At 69.5% G+C, this 16,200-nt stretch carries 17 protein-coding genes and 2 pseudogenes; 4 read left to right on the top strand and 15 right to left on the bottom strand.

What is annotated here, in order from left to right; all coding sequences use genetic code 11:
* Positions 1-130: 130 nt before the first annotated feature.
* From ACZ48Z_RS11805 to ACZ48Z_RS11775, 7 genes and pseudogenes are all read right to left on the bottom strand, one after another.
* Positions 131-1,111 (bottom strand): slipin family protein, encoded by a 981-nt coding sequence (locus ACZ48Z_RS11805; protein ID WP_468735669.1) that lies wholly within the window; start codon positions 1,109-1,111, stop codon positions 131-133.
* A 299-nt stretch (positions 1,112-1,410) separates the two neighbouring features.
* Complete coding sequence (locus tag ACZ48Z_RS11800; protein WP_468735668.1) at positions 1,411-1,605, bottom strand: hypothetical protein; 195 nt, start codon at positions 1,603-1,605, stop codon at positions 1,411-1,413.
* A 903-nt stretch (positions 1,606-2,508) separates the two neighbouring features.
* Positions 2,509-2,688, bottom strand: a complete 180-nt coding sequence (locus ACZ48Z_RS11795; RefSeq protein WP_468735667.1) for a DUF5994 family protein — start codon at positions 2,686-2,688, stop codon at positions 2,509-2,511.
* Positions 2,685-3,080 (bottom strand): transposase, encoded by a 396-nt coding sequence (locus ACZ48Z_RS11790; RefSeq protein WP_468735666.1) that lies wholly within the window; start codon positions 3,078-3,080, stop codon positions 2,685-2,687. Before ACZ48Z_RS11790 ends, ACZ48Z_RS11795 begins: the two co-directional genes overlap by 4 nt.
* Positions 3,081-3,146: 66 nt before the next feature.
* Positions 3,147-3,512, bottom strand: a pseudogene (locus tag ACZ48Z_RS11785) (ATP-binding cassette domain-containing protein); the annotation flags it as partial.
* 19 nt (positions 3,513-3,531) lie between these two features.
* Entirely contained in the window at positions 3,532-3,903 is a 372-nt protein-coding gene (locus ACZ48Z_RS11780; RefSeq protein WP_468735665.1) for a DUF4333 domain-containing protein, read from the bottom strand.
* Between the two features lie 376 nt (positions 3,904-4,279).
* Positions 4,280-4,942 carry a GntR family transcriptional regulator gene (locus ACZ48Z_RS11775; protein ID WP_468735664.1) on the bottom strand — a complete coding sequence of 221 codons (663 nt, stop codon included), beginning with the start codon at positions 4,940-4,942 and terminating at the stop codon, positions 4,280-4,282.
* A gap of 110 nt (positions 4,943-5,052) precedes the next feature.
* On the opposite strand from ACZ48Z_RS11775, the gene ACZ48Z_RS11770 reads away from it, so the two are divergent.
* The 4 genes and pseudogenes from ACZ48Z_RS11770 to ACZ48Z_RS11755 form a co-directional block, all read left to right on the top strand.
* Positions 5,053-5,484 carry a VOC family protein gene (locus ACZ48Z_RS11770; RefSeq protein ID WP_468735663.1) on the top strand — a complete coding sequence of 144 codons (432 nt, stop codon included), beginning with the start codon at positions 5,053-5,055 and terminating at the stop codon, positions 5,482-5,484.
* Between the two features lie 57 nt (positions 5,485-5,541).
* On the top strand, positions 5,542-6,240 hold the full coding sequence (locus tag ACZ48Z_RS11765) for an NAD(P)H-binding protein (RefSeq protein WP_468735662.1): 699 nt from the start codon (positions 5,542-5,544) through the stop codon (positions 6,238-6,240).
* 307 nt (positions 6,241-6,547) lie between these two features.
* A complete protein-coding gene (locus ACZ48Z_RS11760; RefSeq protein WP_468735991.1) occupies positions 6,548-6,676 on the top strand; it encodes a transposase in 129 nt (42 codons plus the stop codon).
* 99 nt (positions 6,677-6,775) lie between these two features.
* A pseudogene (locus ACZ48Z_RS11755) lies at positions 6,776-7,080 on the top strand (IS6 family transposase); the annotation flags it as partial.
* Positions 7,081-7,461: 381 nt separating this feature from the next.
* Here the strand turns inward: ACZ48Z_RS11755 and ACZ48Z_RS11750 are convergent.
* The 8 genes from ACZ48Z_RS11750 to ACZ48Z_RS11715 form a co-directional block, all read right to left on the bottom strand.
* Positions 7,462-8,085, bottom strand: a complete 624-nt coding sequence (locus ACZ48Z_RS11750; RefSeq protein WP_468735661.1) for a class F sortase — start codon at positions 8,083-8,085, stop codon at positions 7,462-7,464.
* Between the two features lie 101 nt (positions 8,086-8,186).
* Positions 8,187-8,573 (bottom strand): sortase-dependent protein, encoded by a 387-nt coding sequence (locus ACZ48Z_RS11745; protein WP_468735660.1) that lies wholly within the window; start codon positions 8,571-8,573, stop codon positions 8,187-8,189.
* Positions 8,574-8,696: 123 nt separating this feature from the next.
* Positions 8,697-10,772 (bottom strand): sensor histidine kinase, encoded by a 2,076-nt coding sequence (locus ACZ48Z_RS11740; RefSeq protein WP_468735659.1) that lies wholly within the window; start codon positions 10,770-10,772, stop codon positions 8,697-8,699.
* Positions 10,759-11,529 carry a response regulator transcription factor gene (locus ACZ48Z_RS11735; protein WP_468735658.1) on the bottom strand — a complete coding sequence of 257 codons (771 nt, stop codon included), beginning with the start codon at positions 11,527-11,529 and terminating at the stop codon, positions 10,759-10,761. The genes ACZ48Z_RS11740 and ACZ48Z_RS11735 overlap by 14 nt, the downstream gene beginning before the upstream one ends.
* Before the next feature lie 750 nt (positions 11,530-12,279).
* Positions 12,280-13,239, bottom strand: a complete 960-nt coding sequence (locus ACZ48Z_RS11730; RefSeq protein ID WP_468735657.1) for an expansin EXLX1 family cellulose-binding protein — start codon at positions 13,237-13,239, stop codon at positions 12,280-12,282.
* A 180-nt stretch (positions 13,240-13,419) separates the two neighbouring features.
* On the bottom strand, positions 13,420-14,442 hold the full coding sequence (locus ACZ48Z_RS11725; RefSeq protein ID WP_468735656.1) for a LacI family DNA-binding transcriptional regulator: 1,023 nt from the start codon (positions 14,440-14,442) through the stop codon (positions 13,420-13,422).
* A 232-nt stretch (positions 14,443-14,674) separates the two neighbouring features.
* The gene (locus ACZ48Z_RS11720; RefSeq protein ID WP_468735655.1) at positions 14,675-15,811 is read right to left on the bottom strand and encodes a glycoside hydrolase family 12 protein; all 1,137 of its coding nucleotides are present in this window, start codon (positions 15,809-15,811) and stop codon (positions 14,675-14,677) included.
* 281 nt (positions 15,812-16,092) lie between these two features.
* Positions 16,093-16,200 (bottom strand): glycoside hydrolase family 48 protein (locus tag ACZ48Z_RS11715; RefSeq protein ID WP_389821076.1); only part of this gene is annotated, 108 nt, incomplete at its 5' end.

Raw genomic sequence — 16,200 nt, 5'->3', positions numbered from 1 at the left:
GGCCTCCCAGGCGCGTGGTGTCCGACTGACGCTGTGCGCTGGGTGGTCAGTGCTGTGACGTGTGACGGCCGACGTTGTGATGCGGAGCCGGCTCTCTCTGCTGTGCGCGTGACCGGCGGGCCGTCCGGGGTCAGCCGTTCAGCGCCTCCTCGGCGTCACTCCTCGTCGGCCAGTTGTTCCGTCGCTCCCGTGCCACTTCCGCCCGGCCGCCGATCCGCTCCCCGGGCAGCGAGGGCGACGGCACGACGACCGGCGCCGGGGTGGCGGGTCCGGGGATCGCAGCGCCCGTGGAGAGCGCGGGGCGCCTGGTGGTCCGGTGTACGCGCCGTCCGGCGGACTCGCCGTCGCTGTCCCCGCTCTGGCGCTCGAAGAAGCGAAGCATCTCCACGGGGAAGGGCATCACGAGGGTGCTGTTCTTCTCGGCGGAGACGTCCACCACGGTCTGGAGCAGGCGCAGTTGGAGTGCTCCGGGAGTGTCGGCCATGGTCGCGGCGGCGTCGGTCAGCCGCTGGGATGCCTGGAATTCTCCATCCGCGGCGATGACCCGGGCACGACGTTCCCGCTCGGCCTCGGCCTGCTTGGACATCGAGCGCATCATCGACTCCGGAAGCGCGATGTCCTTGATCTCCACGCGTTCGACGCGCAGCCCCCAGGGCTCCTCGGTGGGGGCGTCCATCACCTTCTTGAGTTCCGCGTTGATGTGGTCGCGGTCGGAGAGCAGCGTGTCCAGGTCGGCCCTGCCGATGACCGCGCGGAGCGAGGTCTGGGCGATCTGGGAGACGGCGCTGGGGTAGTCGCTCACGTTCACCAGGGCCTTGACGGGGTCGACGACCCGGAAGTAAACGACCGCGTCGACGGTGAGAGTCACGTTGTCGGCGGTGATGGACCGCTGCGGCGGGATGCCCAGGACCTCGGTCTGCACGGACACCTTCCGTAGCCGGTCCCCGATCGGCCTGATGACACGCAGGCCCGGCCCTCGGATGTCCGGCAGCAGCCGCCCGAAGCGGAACACCACGCCCTTCTCGTACTGCTGGACGCTGCGCAGGCTCAGGGCCAGCAGGGCCAGTCCGGCCACGGCGCACACTGCCAGCACGGTGATCAGAACACCCATGGTTCTCACCTTCCTCACGTCGATGACGGTCCCGGACCCGAGTGGTCCGGAATGCACACGACACGGGAGGACCCCGGTCCGTCGTCTGCGGTGCGGCCGGGGTCCGGGGCTGCTGTCGTAGTTCTGTCGCGTCGACCCGGCTCAGCCGGGTGAACTCCGCGGTACGTCGGCCCGGGTGATGGGGCCCAGGCGGCCCGTCGGTACGCCGAGGAGGCCGGGCAACCGGCTCTCGACGTCGTCACGTGACCGCAGCCACCGCACTGCGTCGAACGTCCCCGTGCGCCGGGGCGCCGTCGCCATCACGGGACCGCGGTGCCGGGACGCACCGGCTCGTCGCCGGAGTCGGCCAGGAGCCTGACGGTGTTCATGGTGACTTCCTTCCCTCGCCTCCGGACGTGCCGTTCCGGCCGTACTGGGTTGTCGAGCAGGCGGATCAGCAGCGTCCCCAGGGCGATCATCGCCAGGATCACACCCACGGTCACCAGGGTCTCCACGGGCTTCAACGCCCCCTCGCCGGATCGACCGGCGCGGCGGAAACCGCCGGGATCCGTGGACGTGCGCCCGGATCGCGGGCCGCGCGGACCGAGGGGGCCCCTTCGGACTCCCAGGCGGTCTCCACGGCCAAGTCGGTCTCCGACACCGTGCGCAGGCGCGCCGCCTCCGACATCAGCCCGCGCACGGCCGATGTACGTAGGCCGTCGCTCCCGGCCGCCATCAGCTGGGCAGCCGAGACGGGAGGCGACCACACCTGCCCGGCGACGGACATGTCACCCGAACCGGCAGGCGGATACGGCGGATTCGCCGTGCCCCGCGTGGTCCGCTCCCACAGCGGATGGGGCAGAGCGATCGGGAAACCGAGGAGGGCCGGAGGCAGTGGGGGAGACGAAGCGGAGGGCCCTGCTGGAATCGGCGTGGGGGAAGCGGTCGCAGTCATGACGCGGACCCTGCCCCGGACCGGCCGGAACCGGCCCGGCGTAGTCACTCGCCGAAAGTGACACAGGCACGGAAGCCGATGCACGGAATACCCTCGGTAGCCCAAGGCTACTCCGTCGGCGCCTCAAACGGGCTCCACGTCCGGACAGCATGCCGGCCTTGGACCGGGCGTCCGCCCCATGGACCCCGCCCCGCCCGGCTGTGGCTGCCGGGTTCCGGTCCGTTCACGCCGCGCTGTTGTCCGCCACGGCACCGTCCCTACCATCCATGAGCCGTTGCGCCTCCGCCTCCGTGGCACCGGGCGGCCACCACCAGGTCCCACCGGCGGCGGCCCGGAGCGAACAGGCAGACCGTGGAGGGGCATGCCGGGCAGTCGTCCGGAGCAGGCGTACGACCTCGCCGGCGACGAGAAGCCGGCCCGGGAACGGGGGCCACACCGCCCCGTCCACCAGGATGCTGGTGATTTACCCCCAGGTATGCGGGAGTTCGTCCAGCAGCCTGGGCAGTTCGGACGCCAGATCGTACGAACGGGGCCACCAGGTGCCGTCGATGCGCTCGGGTGTGAGGCCGCGTGACGGCTGAGCCACCGGGCGCAGGCGGACGTCGGACAACGAGGAGACCGAGGGCGGAGGGGCGAGTGTCATGAGAACTCCTGAAACTGATGCGGTGGTGTTCGGCTTGACGCGCGGCTGTCGTATGCCGAGGCGGTCTGCGCCGGGCCGCCGGGTGGGGTGCGGAAGGCGGTTGCGTTCAGGGAAGTGGCGTACGGGTTCGACCTGATCCGAGGGTTGGCTCTGGCATCAGCGGACGTGACCCGCCGCAACCGCTTGAGCTCCTCGCGCTCGGTACTGCTCAATTCGCCGGACGCGCCCCCGCCCCGGTCCACCTTTGCATTGCGGTACCAGCCACGCAGGGACTCGGAGCTGATGCCGAGCTCCCGGGCGACCGCCGTGACCGTCTTGCCCGAGGAGTCGACGAGCGCGATCGCGTCCCGCTTGAACTCTTCGGTGTACCGCTTCGTGTACTTGCTTCCCACCTGGTGCTACTTCCTCTGGACCCTCAGGCCCCAGTCTCCAGGTGTCCACGATCAAGAGGAAGGTTCACGGGCTCGCTCGACGGCTGCCTTGCGTGGGATGCCCTCCAGCATCAGCGGCAGCGCCACGTGCTCCTCAGCCGGCAGCTCCGGCAGCAACTGGCCGGACTGGAACACGAACCCGAACCGCTTGCGGCGCAGTGTGCTGAGCCTGTTCTCGCCCAGTTTGTCGATGCGCTCGCCGCGCAGCAGCACCTGGCCGCCGTCGGGCTGGACGATACCGGCGAGGGTGTGCAGCAGGGTCGACTTGTCGGACCCCGACGGGCCCATGATCGCCAGTGTGTCGCGCTTGCGGACGTCTGCGTCCACGTCGGCCAGGGCGGTGGTGGAGTCGTACTTCTTGACGAGGCCGTGTCCGGCCAGGACGGTGCTCATAGTGTGTGGTCGGCCCTTCTCAGCGCTCGAATTTCCAGGTGACGCTCTTGGCGCCGGCCTTGGTCACACGGACGGGGATCTTGATGGTGGCACCGTCGCTCTTCTTGCCGGTGCAGGTGAGGGTTGCCCCGGTCACGGCCTTGAGGCCGGTCGGGCAGGTGACGTCGGAAAGCTTGTCGCCGACCCAGGGCAGCGGGTGGTACTTGCTCTCGGTGCGGCCCGCGACGATGTTCGCCGCGAGCGCCCGGTGGCCGTCCACCGATGCCGTGGTGTGGTCGTCCAGCCCGGTGGTCGACTCGGTGCCGGCGAGCAGATGCGTTCCGAGACCGCCGAGCGCGACCACAGCTGTCACGCCGCCGCCGACGCCGATGAGGAACTTGCTTCGCTGCATCGCGTACTCCTGGTGTCCGGTGGTGAGGATGCGGCTCCACCCTCGCCCGTGGGCCCGGACATGCGCCTCGGCCGAACGGTCAGGACCGCAGGCCGGACCTACCAGACCTTCAGCCGTTTGGCCGATGCCGCTGCCTGGTCCGGCCTACGGTCATCGGCATGAGGGCTGTTTTGGCCCGGGGGGCTGCGGGCCTTGACCCCGGCCATGGGGGAGGAACACCAGCGGGCAGGCCGGCGGCCCTCAGTGCGAACGCCCGGGAAGACAGAACACCCTGCCCACACGGATACGGACTCAGCAGGGCTCAGAGGAACTCGCGGAATGTTGCACACATTGGACGTACGGGACGCCTGTCGTCATTCGTTTCGTTTGACGACACTCAGGTGAGGGTTCCGGCGACCACGTCGACGGCGTGGCGGCGATGTGCGGCGAAGAGATCGAGTGCGGTCTCGATGTCGCGGGAGCGCAGTGCCGTGACGAGCTCGCGATGTTCTCGCGGGATGCGGCTGAGGTATCCCTCAGTGCTGTGGCTGATCCGTGTCAGCAGGAACAGGTGGACCTGGCAGCGGAGGGCCTCCCACGCGTCGGCGAGGCGCTGGTGGCGGGCGGCGGCGAAGACGGCGTCGTGAAACTCGATGTCGCAACGGACCATTTCGTGTGCGTCGGCGGCGCGCTCCATTGCTTCGGCGGTCTTCGCGATGGTCGAGAGGTCCTCGTCCGAGGCGTGAGTGACCACCTGCCGGACGGCCAGGTCCTCCAGTGCGGCTCGCAGGCTGTCGAGCTCGGCCACATCCTCGGGGGACAGCGTCGTCACCGTGGTGCCTCGGTGCCATGCGCAGTGAACCAGGCCCTCGCGTTCGAGCAGCCGGAGTGCTTCGCGCACCGGGCCGCGGCTCACGTCCATCACGCCGGACAGCTCGACCTCGCGCAGCTGGGCACCGGGAGCGTAGGTGCCGCTGAAGATGGCCTCCCGGATGCGGTCGGCGACCTCGTCGGCCAGCCCCCGGCGGCGCGCCGGTGCCACTTCGTCCCGATTGATCATGGCCTCCCCTTCTCGTTGTTCTAATGTTAACATTCCAGCGTTGTCGTAATGTCAACATTCCTACATGTGTCGGGACGGTGCGCCCGGACCCGTCACAGGAGGGCAGTGTCATGAGCGTTCTCGACTCCCCGATCCCGCGGTTCCACCTGGCCGTGCCGGTCGATGACCTGGCGGCTGCACGCCGCTTCTACGGCGAGCTGCTCGGCCTGGAACAGGGCCGCAGCGCGGACACCTGGGTGGACTGGAATCTGCACGGCCACCAGTTCGTCACCCACCTCGCGCCGCAGCGCGCCCAGCGCATGCACAACCCGGTCGACGGCCACGACGTCCCGGTGCCGCACTTCGGTCTGATCCTGACGATCGAGGCGTTCGACCGGCTCGCCGAACGGCTGCGCGCCGCGGGCACCGAGTTCGTCATCGATCCCTATGTGCGCTTCGCGGGGCAGCAGGGCGAGCAGCGAACGATGTTCCTCCTCGACCCGGCCGGCAACGCACTGGAGTTCAAGGCGTTCGCCGACGACTCCCAGGTCTTCGCCGCCTGACCGGTGATCCGCACGTTCGAGCCCCTCGTACGACGTCCGCAGAGAAGCGAGAAGATCATGAAGGTATTCCAGATCGGAGCTGCCGGAGGAGTCGGCCGCCCCCTCAGCAGGCTGCTCACCGCCCGCGGGGACGAGGTGACCGGCATGCACCGCGGGCCCGAGCAGGGCGAGAGCGTGCGTGCGGCCGGTGCGACACCGCTGGTGGGGGACCTGATCGGCGACTCGGTGGACGAGCTCGCGCAGAAGATGCGCGGGCACGACGCCGTGGTGTTCTCGGCCGGCGCTCATGGCACCGGCTTGGACAAGACCACGCTGATCGATGGCCGTGGCCTGGAGAAGGCCGCCGATGCCGCGGCGAGGGCGGGGGCGAAGCGGTTCGTGCTCGTGTCCGTGTTCCCGGATGCCCTCCGCGGTGGCCAGGGCGGTGAGGGCTTCGAGCACTACATGAAGGTCAAGAAGACCTCTGATGTGTATCTGACCCGTACCGCTCTGGACTGGCTCATCGTCCGGCCCGGCACGCTCCTGGACACCCCCGGCACCGGTCGAGTCACCGCCGGTCCTGCCGTCGAGTACGGAGAGGTGCCCCGCGAGGACGTGGCGGCGTTCATCGACGCCGCGTTGCACGAGCCGGCCCTGAGCCGTTCCGTCGTCGAGCTCACCTCGGGCGGCACTGCGGTCGCCGACGCCGTCGTACTCCTCGCGGCGCCGGACGCCCGAACTGCACCTCATCAGCACGAGCAAGGTAAATCTCAATGACCGTGTCAAGCCGCCTGCGTGACCGGTGAGACGGTGGTGAACAGCCTCTTGTCGCGCAGCATGGCCCACAGCACGTCGACCCGTCGCCGGGCGAGCGCGAGCAGGAGGCCGAGTTGGCCATCCATCGCCGTGCTGCCGGACTGCTGGGTGAGGTGACGTCCCCAAAAGGCGGTTCGAAGCCATCCGCGTGATGGCCGGTGAGCATCTGCCGGTGCAAGTGGCCTGCCGGGTGCTGTACGTCGCCGAGTCCGGGTACTACGCCTGGCAGGACCGTCCGCCGTCGAACCGCCTGGTCAAGCACGCCTGACTGGCCGAGGCCGTCGTCGGCATCCACACCGTCGCCCGCGGCACCTACGGCTCCCGACGGGTCCATGCCGAACTCGGCCTGGGCCTGCGCGTCCATGTCGGCCACGGCACTGTGGAGCTGCTGATGTAGTGCGTCGGCCTGCCCGGCAGCCGGCGCCCCGCGCCAAGCACGTCACCCCATCCGTCGCTCACCTGGTGGAACGGAACTTCACCCGTCACGCCCGGGACCACCTACGGCGCGGCCCACCGCGAGGTCATGCCCTCTGTCGGGCACCGGCAGTCGAAGTACCTGAACGACCGGGCCGAGTACAGCCACCAGCCCACCAGCGCACCAGACAACGCGAACGCGCGATGAAGGGCTTCCGCAGCGTCGGCGCAGCCCAGCGGTTTCTGTCCGCCTTCAGTGGCATCTCGCCCCACTTCCGCCCCCGACGGCACCTGATGAACGCCCCCGACCACCGCACCGAGATGACCACCCGCTTCACGATCTGGGACCAGATCACCAGCATCGTCGGCCAGCCCACCGCAGCTTGAATCAAGAGTGGAGGCCAGGGCCGGCCACACCCTGGCACCATGTCAGATTCCAACATGCTCAACAACGTGACAGCGCCCCCGCAGTGCCACCAGCGGGCGGGCGACGGCAGACCGGGTCATGTGGCTCTCACCGCGCAGGGCCTCGATCCGCTCGGTGCCGGCCTCCTCAAAGGCGGCGTTGCCGCGCATCCACATCGCCCGGCGGTGGTCGCCGGCGGCGCAGGCGAGAGCGGTGACGGCCTCCAGGCAGTCGCGGCGGATCGCCTCGCCGTGGCTGACGCGTATCGACGGTTCGGCGGCGCACTTCTGGAACCGGCCGCTGACGATCGAGCCGCGGACGTTACTCGTGACGACAGGGCGAAACGGACACGCCTACGGCCCTCAGCTCGCTGTCGCGTACACGATGAGGTTGTCGACAGGGTGCCCCTGCGCGTCGAAGTCGCCGTCGCACGTGATGAGCCGTAGAGCACGTTCCTGGGTCGGTCCGTAGACCTTCTCCGTAGGGAAGGCGTTCTTGGCGACGCTCTCCGTGGCCGTGACGGTGAAGTGGAGGGCTTTTCCCGTCTTGTCGGTGACGGTGATGTCCGCACCCTCCTTGATCTTCTTGAGGTCGTGGAAGACGGCCTTGCCGAAGCGGGTGTCGTTGTGGCCGATGATGACGGCCGCGCCGATCTCACCGGGCACCGCACCGCCCGTGTACCAGCCCGCGGTCATCCCCTCCTCGGCCGGCGGGACCTGGATCGTCTGGTCCGTGTTGAGGCCCAACTCCATCAGCGAACTGGTGATCCCCACGGAGGGAACGGCCACCTTGGCAGGGGCCGCCGGAGCGTCGGCCGCAGGCCGCTCGGACTTGGGAGCGCCCGACGCGGCGGCGGGGGCGGTGGGGGCGACCTGGACCGTCGGGTCGGGGCCGGACGAACAACCGGTGAGCAGGGTGACAAGGGTCAACAGGGTGAGGGTCGCGAGGTGGGCCCGGGACAGGGCCGGACGGTGTGCAGGGGGCAACTCGGGCTCCAGAACAGGGTGCGAGGGTTCGCCGGAACGGACAGGGCGCCGCCTGGTGAAGGGCGGCGCCACCGTTTCGTACGAGAGGTCGTGCTGCCGGGTCAGCCTTCGCGGCGGGCGGTGGTGCGGCGGCGCAGTACGTAGGTGCCGGCGCCCGCGAGCAGCAGCGCGCCGGTGGCCGAACCGATGAGCGTGCCGGTGTTGTCGTCCTGGGCGGGGGCCTCACCCGCGGCGACACCGCCACGGGGGTAGCCCTTGCCTCCGGTCTTCTGGGCTTCGGCGGCCTTCTTGGCCTCGGTCTCCTTGCGCGTCCTGGCGTCCTCGGCCTTCTTCTTCGCCAGGGCCTCCTTGTCGGCCTGGGTCGCGGCGGTCGCGCTCGGCGTCGGGTCGGTGGCGAAGGCCGCGGTGGCCGGGACGAGCAGCGCGCCGGCCGCGACGCCGGTCAGGACGGCGATACGCAGCGGGCGCAGGGTGAGACGGCGGGACATGTAAGGGCTCCAGTTCCAGCCCGGCTTGGTCGTTCCTGGTTGCCGATCCGCACCAGGTTCCGGGCATGACCACACCCTGACGGCCACTTGTGAAGAAACTGTCAGAGCGCTGTCGTCATCCCATCAGGGCCGACCGGGGCCCTCCGGCTTCCGTGACTCGGCTGTCGGCAGCCGCAGGGTGAAGGTGGCCCCCTCTCCCTCCGTGCTCGCCACGTCCACCGTGCCGCCGTGGGCCTCGGCGAGCTTGAGGACGATCGCCAGGCCGAGGCCGCTGCCGCCGGTGCTGCGATTGCGGGACTTCTCCGCCCGCCAGAAACGGTCGAACACGTACGGGAGGTCGCCCTCCGGAATGCCACTGCCGGTGTCGGACACCTCCACGGCGAGCTCGCCCCCCGGGTCGGTGACGTATCGGCGCAGGGTCACCGTGCCGCCGGCCGGGGTGTGGCGCACCGCGTTGGAGAGCAGGTTGCTGACGGTCTGCCGCAGCCGTACGGGGTCGGCGTCGAGGAGCGGCGGGTGAGGGGCGCCCGGTGGCGGTGTCAGGACCGTGAGGGTGATGCCCGCAGTCTCGGCCAGCCCCTGGTGCGCGGCGGCGACCTGGCCAAGCAGCTCGTCGATCCGTACCGGCTTCCGGTGCAGCCGCAGGGCGCCCGCGTCGGCCGCGCCGAGGTCCTGGAGGTCGTTGATGAGGTGCTGGAGCTGCACCGCCTCCTCCAGGAGCGAGGAGACGAACGCGGGGTCCGGCACGGCCAGTCCGTCGTGGGCCGCCTCCAGCCAGCCCCGGATGTTGCTCAGCGGCGTTCGCAGCTCATGGGCGACATCGCTGACCATCACCTTGCGCTGCTCCTCCAGACGGGCCCGGTGCGCGGCCATGTCGTTGAAGGCCGCCGTCAGCCGTCCGATCTCATTGTCGGAGACGACGGGCACGGGCACCGGCGTCGCGTCCAGGCCGTCCCGCATGCGCTGAGCGGCGCCGGTGAGCGCGTGCAACGGGCGTACGAGTCTGGCTCCGGCGAGCACCGAGGCGCCGACGGTGAGGGCGAGGACCAGGGCGGTGACACCGGCGATGCGCGCGGTGTTGGCGCGGGAGAGGTCGAAGCCGGGCACGCCGGCGGCTCCTGGGCCGTCGATGAACAGCAGTGCGGGATCTGCGACATAGCCCGTGAGCTGTTCCCGGCGGGCGCTGTCGACACAGTTGGCCACGGCCCGGTCGTACGCGCTGTCGCGGATCTCGCCGGGGGCGTAGTCGAGTGCGCCGCCGGATGCCGCCTCGCGTTGGGCCGTCGCGGCGTCCTCCGCCTTCTTGGCGGCCAGGGCCTTCGCCTCCCGATCGCTGAGGCCGTCCTCGGTAACGGGGGCCGCGTCGTCCCGCCCGTACCCGTAACTCCGGTCCCAGGACAGGTCCAGGTTCAGTTTCACGGCGGTGCGGCCCTGTCGTTTCAGGCAGGCGTCGGCCAGTTGGTTGAGGGCGCTCAGGGCCTTCCGCTCGGTCGCGGTGGGACCGACCGGGTAGGACGACAGACACTTCGCCGCCATGTCACGGTCGGTCACGCTGTCGGTCCCGCCCTCGGTCTCGTCGCTCACGAACTGGACGCGGGGCCGTCCGCCCGGGCTCTCGACGACGTCGGCGGCGATACCCATCTGACTGAGGCACTCCACCCTCCTGGCGGCGGCCTTCCGCAGTGCGTCGCGTTCCTTCGCGGGCAGCCGGAAGGGCCCCACGGCCCGTGGATCGACGCGGTTGGCGCCGGCCTTGGCCGCGTCGGGCACCAGCACGGGGTCGACGGAGCGTGGATCCACGACCGCCGAGGCCTGCTGAGCGAGCAGATCGTCGGACGAACCGCCGCCCGCTGAGCGGGGGTCGGCCGAGTCCACGATCGGGCGTCGGCCCGGCGTGGTGAGCACGATCCGGCGCCCGGACTCCTGGGCCAGATCTCGCACGGTGGTGTCGACGCCGTCCCAGTCGGGGTGGGTGGCCGCGTAGCCGAGCAGGGTGTTGTAGATCTTCGCGTCGGACTTGAGGTTCTGCCCCTGCTCCTGGCGGATCGCGACGGAGGTCGTCTGCACGGCCAGCCAGGCGGTCGCGGCGACCGAGCACGAGGCCACCAGCGCCGTCACGGTCAACAGCCGCCCCGCCAGGCTCTTGCGCAGCGGCAGCCGGGCGGCCCCCGCCGCACCTCCCTTGTCAGGACGACGCATGGCGCACGTTCTTCGCGGGGTCCGTGAGTTTGTATCCGACGCCGAAGACGGTGATGAGGCGGGCCGGCCGTCGTGGGGCGCGCTCGATCTTCTTGCGCAGGTTCATGACGTGCACGTCGACGGTCCGGCCGCTGATGTATTTGTCGAAGCCGTGCAGCTCGTCCAGGAGCCGTGCCCTGGTGAAGACCCGGCCGGGCTCGGCCGCCATCGCCGCCAGAATACGGAACTCACCGGGCGTGCACTCGACGGGTGTCTCGTCGACCGAGACCTCGTGCCGCGAGGGATCGACCCTGAGCGCGCCGACCGTCAACACCTCGTCGTCCGGGGCCGCTTCGGGCTCCGAGACGGGAGCGGAGACAAGTGCGGTCACCGGAGCCGGATCGGGGCCGCGCCGGTTGCGCCGCAGCAACGTCCGTACGCGGGCGGTGAGTTCACGCGGGCTGAACGGCTTGGTCATGTAGTCGTCGGCGCCGAGGTCGAGGCCGAGCAGCAGATCGTCCTCGGTGCTGCGGGCCGTCAGCATCAGCACCGGTACCTCCCGGCGTTCGGCGCGCAGGATCCGTACGACGTCGAGGCCGTCGGCTCCGGGCATCATCACGTCGAGGACGACCAGGTCGGGTTCCTGGTGCCGGACCGTCTCGAGAGCCGTCCGGCCGTCCTCGACGACCGTGACGGCGTGACCCTCGTGCTCCAGGTAACGGCGCACCAGTTCGGCCTGCTTCGCGTCGTCTTCGGCGACCACAATGTTTGCGCACACGCCGCAGATCGTAGCGACCGTCGGCGCCGGGAGGTCGGAAGTGTCCTTACCGAAAGGGCGGTTGGGTGGTGGACAGGCGAGGGTGCAGGGCTGCCGTCGAGCGTCCTGTGAGGTCGGCTTCGTAGGTGACAGCGGGCTCGGTCCACTTCGTGCAGTGTGGTCACACTGAGTGAAAGTTCAGATAGGAGGTGCACCAGCAGCCCTGTAGTGAGAACGATCCTGTGGCCAGTTCTGCATCCCCGTTATCGACAGTTCGCTGAGTGGCCGTACTCATGTGCAGGGTCTGTCACTGCTGCAGGCGGACCTTATGTGGTCAACAAGCCGTCTTGGGCACCGGTGGTGAGAATGGAACGCGGAAGTGTGCCGTCGACCGGTCGACAGGTTGGGGTCAGCCTGGCGCTCCTCATCGTCGACTTGCTGGTCATCGGGTGGTTGGTGTTCCGCTATGGGATGACCGGCTGGGCCGACGGCTGCGATCAGGGCAGCTTGCCCGGTGCGCCCACGATGGCGTGGCTGGGAATGTGGCTCCTGGTCGGTGGTGCACTGGTCACAGGCGGCGGCCTCTTGGTTCTGCGGTGGCGCGGCCCAGCCATCACGCTGTTACTGGCCTTGATGACCGCCGCCCGACGCCGCTGGGCGGACCCAAGACCGCTTCGGTGATTCTTCCCGTCCGGCCCCCACGATGCACACGTGTGCTGGGGACCGGACGTTGGCCCGGCTGTCCGCGAGCTTGGAAGGGCCGGTCATGCCTCAGTGCCGGGCGAACTGGACCTGCGTCGGTTGTACGACGTTCGCCAGCACTGCGAGTCCGCTGACGGTCAGTTGTTCGCCGTAGATGTCGGTGACTCTGATCGCCTTTCCGCAGCCGCTACCGTCGGCGGCGATGAAGTAGTTGAAGCTGGTGCGGGGCAACTGTCGCCAGCCGCTCCCGGTGCTCACCTCCAGCCGTGCGACCGGGTTGCGGTGACCGATGACTTGGATGCCACACCAGTAGGCGCTGGATCCTGTCTTGTACCGGATGGAGATGGTGCCGACGGAGCCGGGGCTCACCAGGCTCCAGGTGATGGGGAGCCGGCCGACCTTGAGGTCGGCGAGCTTGGCGAAGGCCTGTTGGCTGAGGTCGATCTGCCCGGGTGCGCAGGGCAGAGGGCACTCGTTGGTGATCCGTACGGTGATGGACTTGCCGTTGGCCGCGCGGACGAGCACGTATGCGCCGCAGGCCCTGGACGTCTCGTAGTCGGTGGTGTTCATCGCCGCGATCATCATGTCCGGGCTCGGACCGAAGAGACACGCCCCATCCCCGACACCGGCCTCATAGGCGGTCGCGACGCCCTGATAAGAGGTGTTGGGCCGGATCCGGCCTGCTGACGGGGGCGTGGTGGAGCCGCGCGAGGACTTCTGGACGCCCTTGGACGAGGACTTCGCCGCCTTGGGGCTCGCTGTGGTTGTCGGGCTGGCCGAGCCGCTCGCACTCGGGCTCGACGACGGGCTCGGCGTCGCACTGGGAGACGCTGGGCCGGAGGTGTCGGCGGCTTTTGGCTGGGTGGTCACGAGGGGGGTGGCCGCGGCCGGCCCCGCGTCGACCTTGTGGCTGGGGAGCAACGCCATGACCAGGAACGCGAGAGCCCCCGCGGTCGCCACCGCCGCCGTGGTGCCCAACACGAGTCTGCGTCTGCGCCTGCGCTGCCGCGCGACCTGCCTCGTTGTCATCAATCAGTCCGTTCAGGATCGAGCCGATGGTGCACTGGTCAGTGGCCGCCCAGGGCGAAAAGGTTGCCGACGACTTTGGGGCCCAACTGGGGGCGGGCCGGCACGCGTACGAGTGCCCTGCAGGCCGGGAGCGCTCCCGAATCCTGCGTGGTCACGTCGGTTGCAGAGCGGTGGGCGTTCTCAGGCCGACTCGCGGACGACCAGCGCGGTCCGGAGGATGACATGGCGGTAGGCCACGGACGGCTCTTCCATGTCCTCCAGGAGCAGCCGGACCATGGCCCGGCCCATCTCCTCCAGCGGTTGACGCACCGTGGTGAGCCGTGGCTCGGTGCGTTGGGCCAGCGGGAAGTCGTCGAAGCCGATCACGGCGACGTCCTGCGGCACGCTTCGGCCTGCCGCGCGCAAGGCCTGCAGAGCCCCTGCGGCCGTTGTGTCGGACGCGGCGAGCACGCCGTCGATCTCCGGATGCCGTTCGAGTAGTTCGGTCATGGCGCGGCGTCCGCTGTCCTGCGTGAAGTCACCCTCGGCGACCAGGGACCTCTCGCTGTCCAGGCCGGCCAGTGCCAGAGCGTCCTGATAGCCGCGAAGTCGGCACTGGGCGGCGTACATGTCCAATGGCCCGGTGATGGTGGCGATCGTCCTACGGCCCCGCGACACAAGATGGGAGACGGCGCTGCGGGCACCCCCCACGTTGTCCGCGTCCACATAACTGACGTACTCGTCGCCCGAGCGGCGACCCAGCATCACGGTCGGCAGCCGCGCCTCGGCGAGCATGTCCGGCAGCCGGTCCCCGGCGTGCACGGACAGCAGCACAACTCCGTCGACCCGGCTGCCGCGTGCGTACTCCAGGAAGCGCTTCCGGTCGTCGTCCGAGCGGACCAGGGTCAGCATCAGCTGCATTCCGACGCCCGCCAGCGCGTCACCGAGCGAGCGGACGATCTCGGAGAAGAAGGGCTCCGCGAACACTCTCCAGTCAGGTTCGGTCAGGACGAGAGCGACGGCGTTGCTTCGCTGGCCGGCCAAGGAGCGGGCCGCGAGATTGGGGACGTACCCCAGTTCCTCGATGGCGTGCTGCACAGCCCGGCGTGTCGATTCCTTCACGCCCGCCGCGTTGTTGATGACGCGGGAGACCGTGCCCCGCCCCACCCCGGCGTGAGCGGCCACCTCTTCCAGCGTCGGCGTACCGGGGCGTCGCGTGCCCATGACCACCTCCCCCACGAGATAGCCGATCTTACGGGCCGAGGGAACCGGGCACACGCCTTCCGTCCGGAACCCGTGCCGTGTCAGCCAAGGGGGGTGTGGTGCTGGTCGTTGCGGAGTCTCTGCTCTGCACTCGTCGCCGGATGCGGCGAGGAGATCCGCGAGGAGAGGAGCGGGACCCGCCCTGTCGGCAGGCGGCCGGCCGGGCGGGCCCCGCGGAGGATTCCTCTGCGGGTTACGCGGTGGTGCAGGAGGTGCCGTTGAGGCTGAAGGCGGCCGGCTTGGCGAAGCTGCCGCTGTAGGTGCCCTGGAACCCGAAGGAGACCTGCCCACCTGGCGTGATGGACGCGTTGTGCGCGACGTTGGCGGCCGTCACGGACCCCGTTGACGCCGAGACGGTGGCATTCCAGGCGTTGGCGATCCGCTGCCCGGAAGGCAGCGTGAACGCGACCTTCCAGCCATCGACCGGGGAAGAACCCGTGTTGGCCACGGTGACGTCGGCGGTGAAGCCGTCCTGCCAGACATTCGTGCCATACGTCACCTTGCACGCGACGGGACCGCCGGGGGTGCCGGGACCGCCAGGGGTGCTGCCACCGAGGTTCACCGTGGAGGAGAACGAGTTCACGGCCAGGCCCGCACCGTTCTGCCACGGCTCGAAGCCGGCCTGAATGCTGGTCAGGTACCAGCTGTCCTGAGCGAGTCCGCGCGAGACGGCCTGCCGGGCGAAGTCCATCACGTCGAAGTTCCAGCTGCCGATCGCCGACGGCGCGACGAAGGACAAGACGTCGTTGGAGCCGTTGTTGCCGGACCACACCTGCCACTGGCGTCCGGCCACCGTGGCGGAACCGACCGGAGAGCCCACCGGCTGCACGGACCCCACACGGTTGAACCAGATCATGATCTCGGTCCGGTTCACGCCGTCGGTGCGCGGAGTCGGGTCCAGCCAGATGTCGTAGGCGGCATCGTAGGTCGCACCGCTCACGTAGGAGTAGGAAATACCCGTGGGCGCGCTCGAGATGGAGCTGAGCCGGGCCGGGAGGTTGGTGCCAGGCGAGCAGTTGGTGTAATGGCAGCCGTTGTACACGGACGGGTACGACTTCGGGGCCCCGTTCGTCGGAACCGAGCCGTCGGCCTGGGTGACCCTGAAGCCCGAGTCCGTGACGGAGATGCACTGGGTGGCACTGGTGCCCCAGCGGTTGTTCTGCACGACGTAACGGCCCTGGATCGTGGTGGTGCCGAACGTCTCGCAGATCGTTGTGTCAGCCTGGGAGGCCGTGGCGCCGGTCAGCAGCGCGGCCAGGGCGACGAGCGTGGTCAGCAGCGCACCGCAGAGCGCGCGCATCCTGCGGACTTGATGGCGTGAGGGTTGCATGCGGGTCCTCCGCGAGGGATGTGGGGGCGAGGGCTTGTGCATGGGATTGGGAGCGCTCCCAAACAGCGACCTCGCTGGGACTGTAGGAGAGGATCATGTTCCTGACAAGGGGGTGGTTCGGGTGTCTTGAGGTGATTCTCCGAAGCGGCTGGTGATGCGGGTGGAACGGGCCCCGACAACTTGTGGATCCGGGTACCGGGCGGCCCCCAAGGGGGTGGAGGCCGCCCGGCTGGTGACCCCGTCGCCGGGTGACGGGGTCGCGCACGCGGTCTCAGCGGGGGCTACTCGAGGAGTTCCGCGTACGAGCCCATGGCCAGGGCGATGTCCGCCTGGGCCCAGAACCGGTGATACGTGAACGACGGCACCGCGCCGCCGGCCAGATAGGCCTG

This window comes from Streptomyces sp. NPDC031225 (genome assembly GCF_055570355.1).
This window is presented reverse-complemented; position numbering and strand designations above follow the sequence as displayed.

Bases quoted from the DNA above. Each gene is read 5' to 3' on its own strand.
- ACZ48Z_RS11765 (WP_468735662.1), top strand. From the start codon at position 5,542: ATGAAGGTATTCCAGATCGGAGCTGCCGGAGGAGTCGGCCGCCCCCTC.
- ACZ48Z_RS11775 (WP_468735664.1), bottom strand. From the start codon at position 4,942: ATGATCAATCGGGACGAAGTGGCACCGGCGCGCCGCCGGGGGCTGGCC.
- ACZ48Z_RS11795 (WP_468735667.1), bottom strand. From the start codon at position 2,688: ATGACACTCGCCCCTCCGCCCTCGGTCTCCTCGTTGTCCGACGTCCGC.
- ACZ48Z_RS11730 (WP_468735657.1), bottom strand. From the start codon at position 13,239: ATGACAACGAGGCAGGTCGCGCGGCAGCGCAGGCGCAGACGCAGACTC.
- ACZ48Z_RS11745 (WP_468735660.1), bottom strand. From the start codon at position 8,573: ATGTCCCGCCGTCTCACCCTGCGCCCGCTGCGTATCGCCGTCCTGACC.
- ACZ48Z_RS11805 (WP_468735669.1), bottom strand. From the start codon at position 1,111: ATGGGTGTTCTGATCACCGTGCTGGCAGTGTGCGCCGTGGCCGGACTG.
- ACZ48Z_RS11770 (WP_468735663.1), top strand. From the start codon at position 5,053: ATGAGCGTTCTCGACTCCCCGATCCCGCGGTTCCACCTGGCCGTGCCG.
- ACZ48Z_RS11780 (WP_468735665.1), bottom strand. From the start codon at position 3,903: ATGCAGCGAAGCAAGTTCCTCATCGGCGTCGGCGGCGGCGTGACAGCT.
- ACZ48Z_RS11720 (WP_468735655.1), bottom strand. From the start codon at position 15,811: ATGCAACCCTCACGCCATCAAGTCCGCAGGATGCGCGCGCTCTGCGGT.
- ACZ48Z_RS11740 (WP_468735659.1), bottom strand. From the start codon at position 10,772: ATGCGTCGTCCTGACAAGGGAGGTGCGGCGGGGGCCGCCCGGCTGCCG.
- ACZ48Z_RS11725 (WP_468735656.1), bottom strand. From the start codon at position 14,442: ATGGGCACGCGACGCCCCGGTACGCCGACGCTGGAAGAGGTGGCCGCT.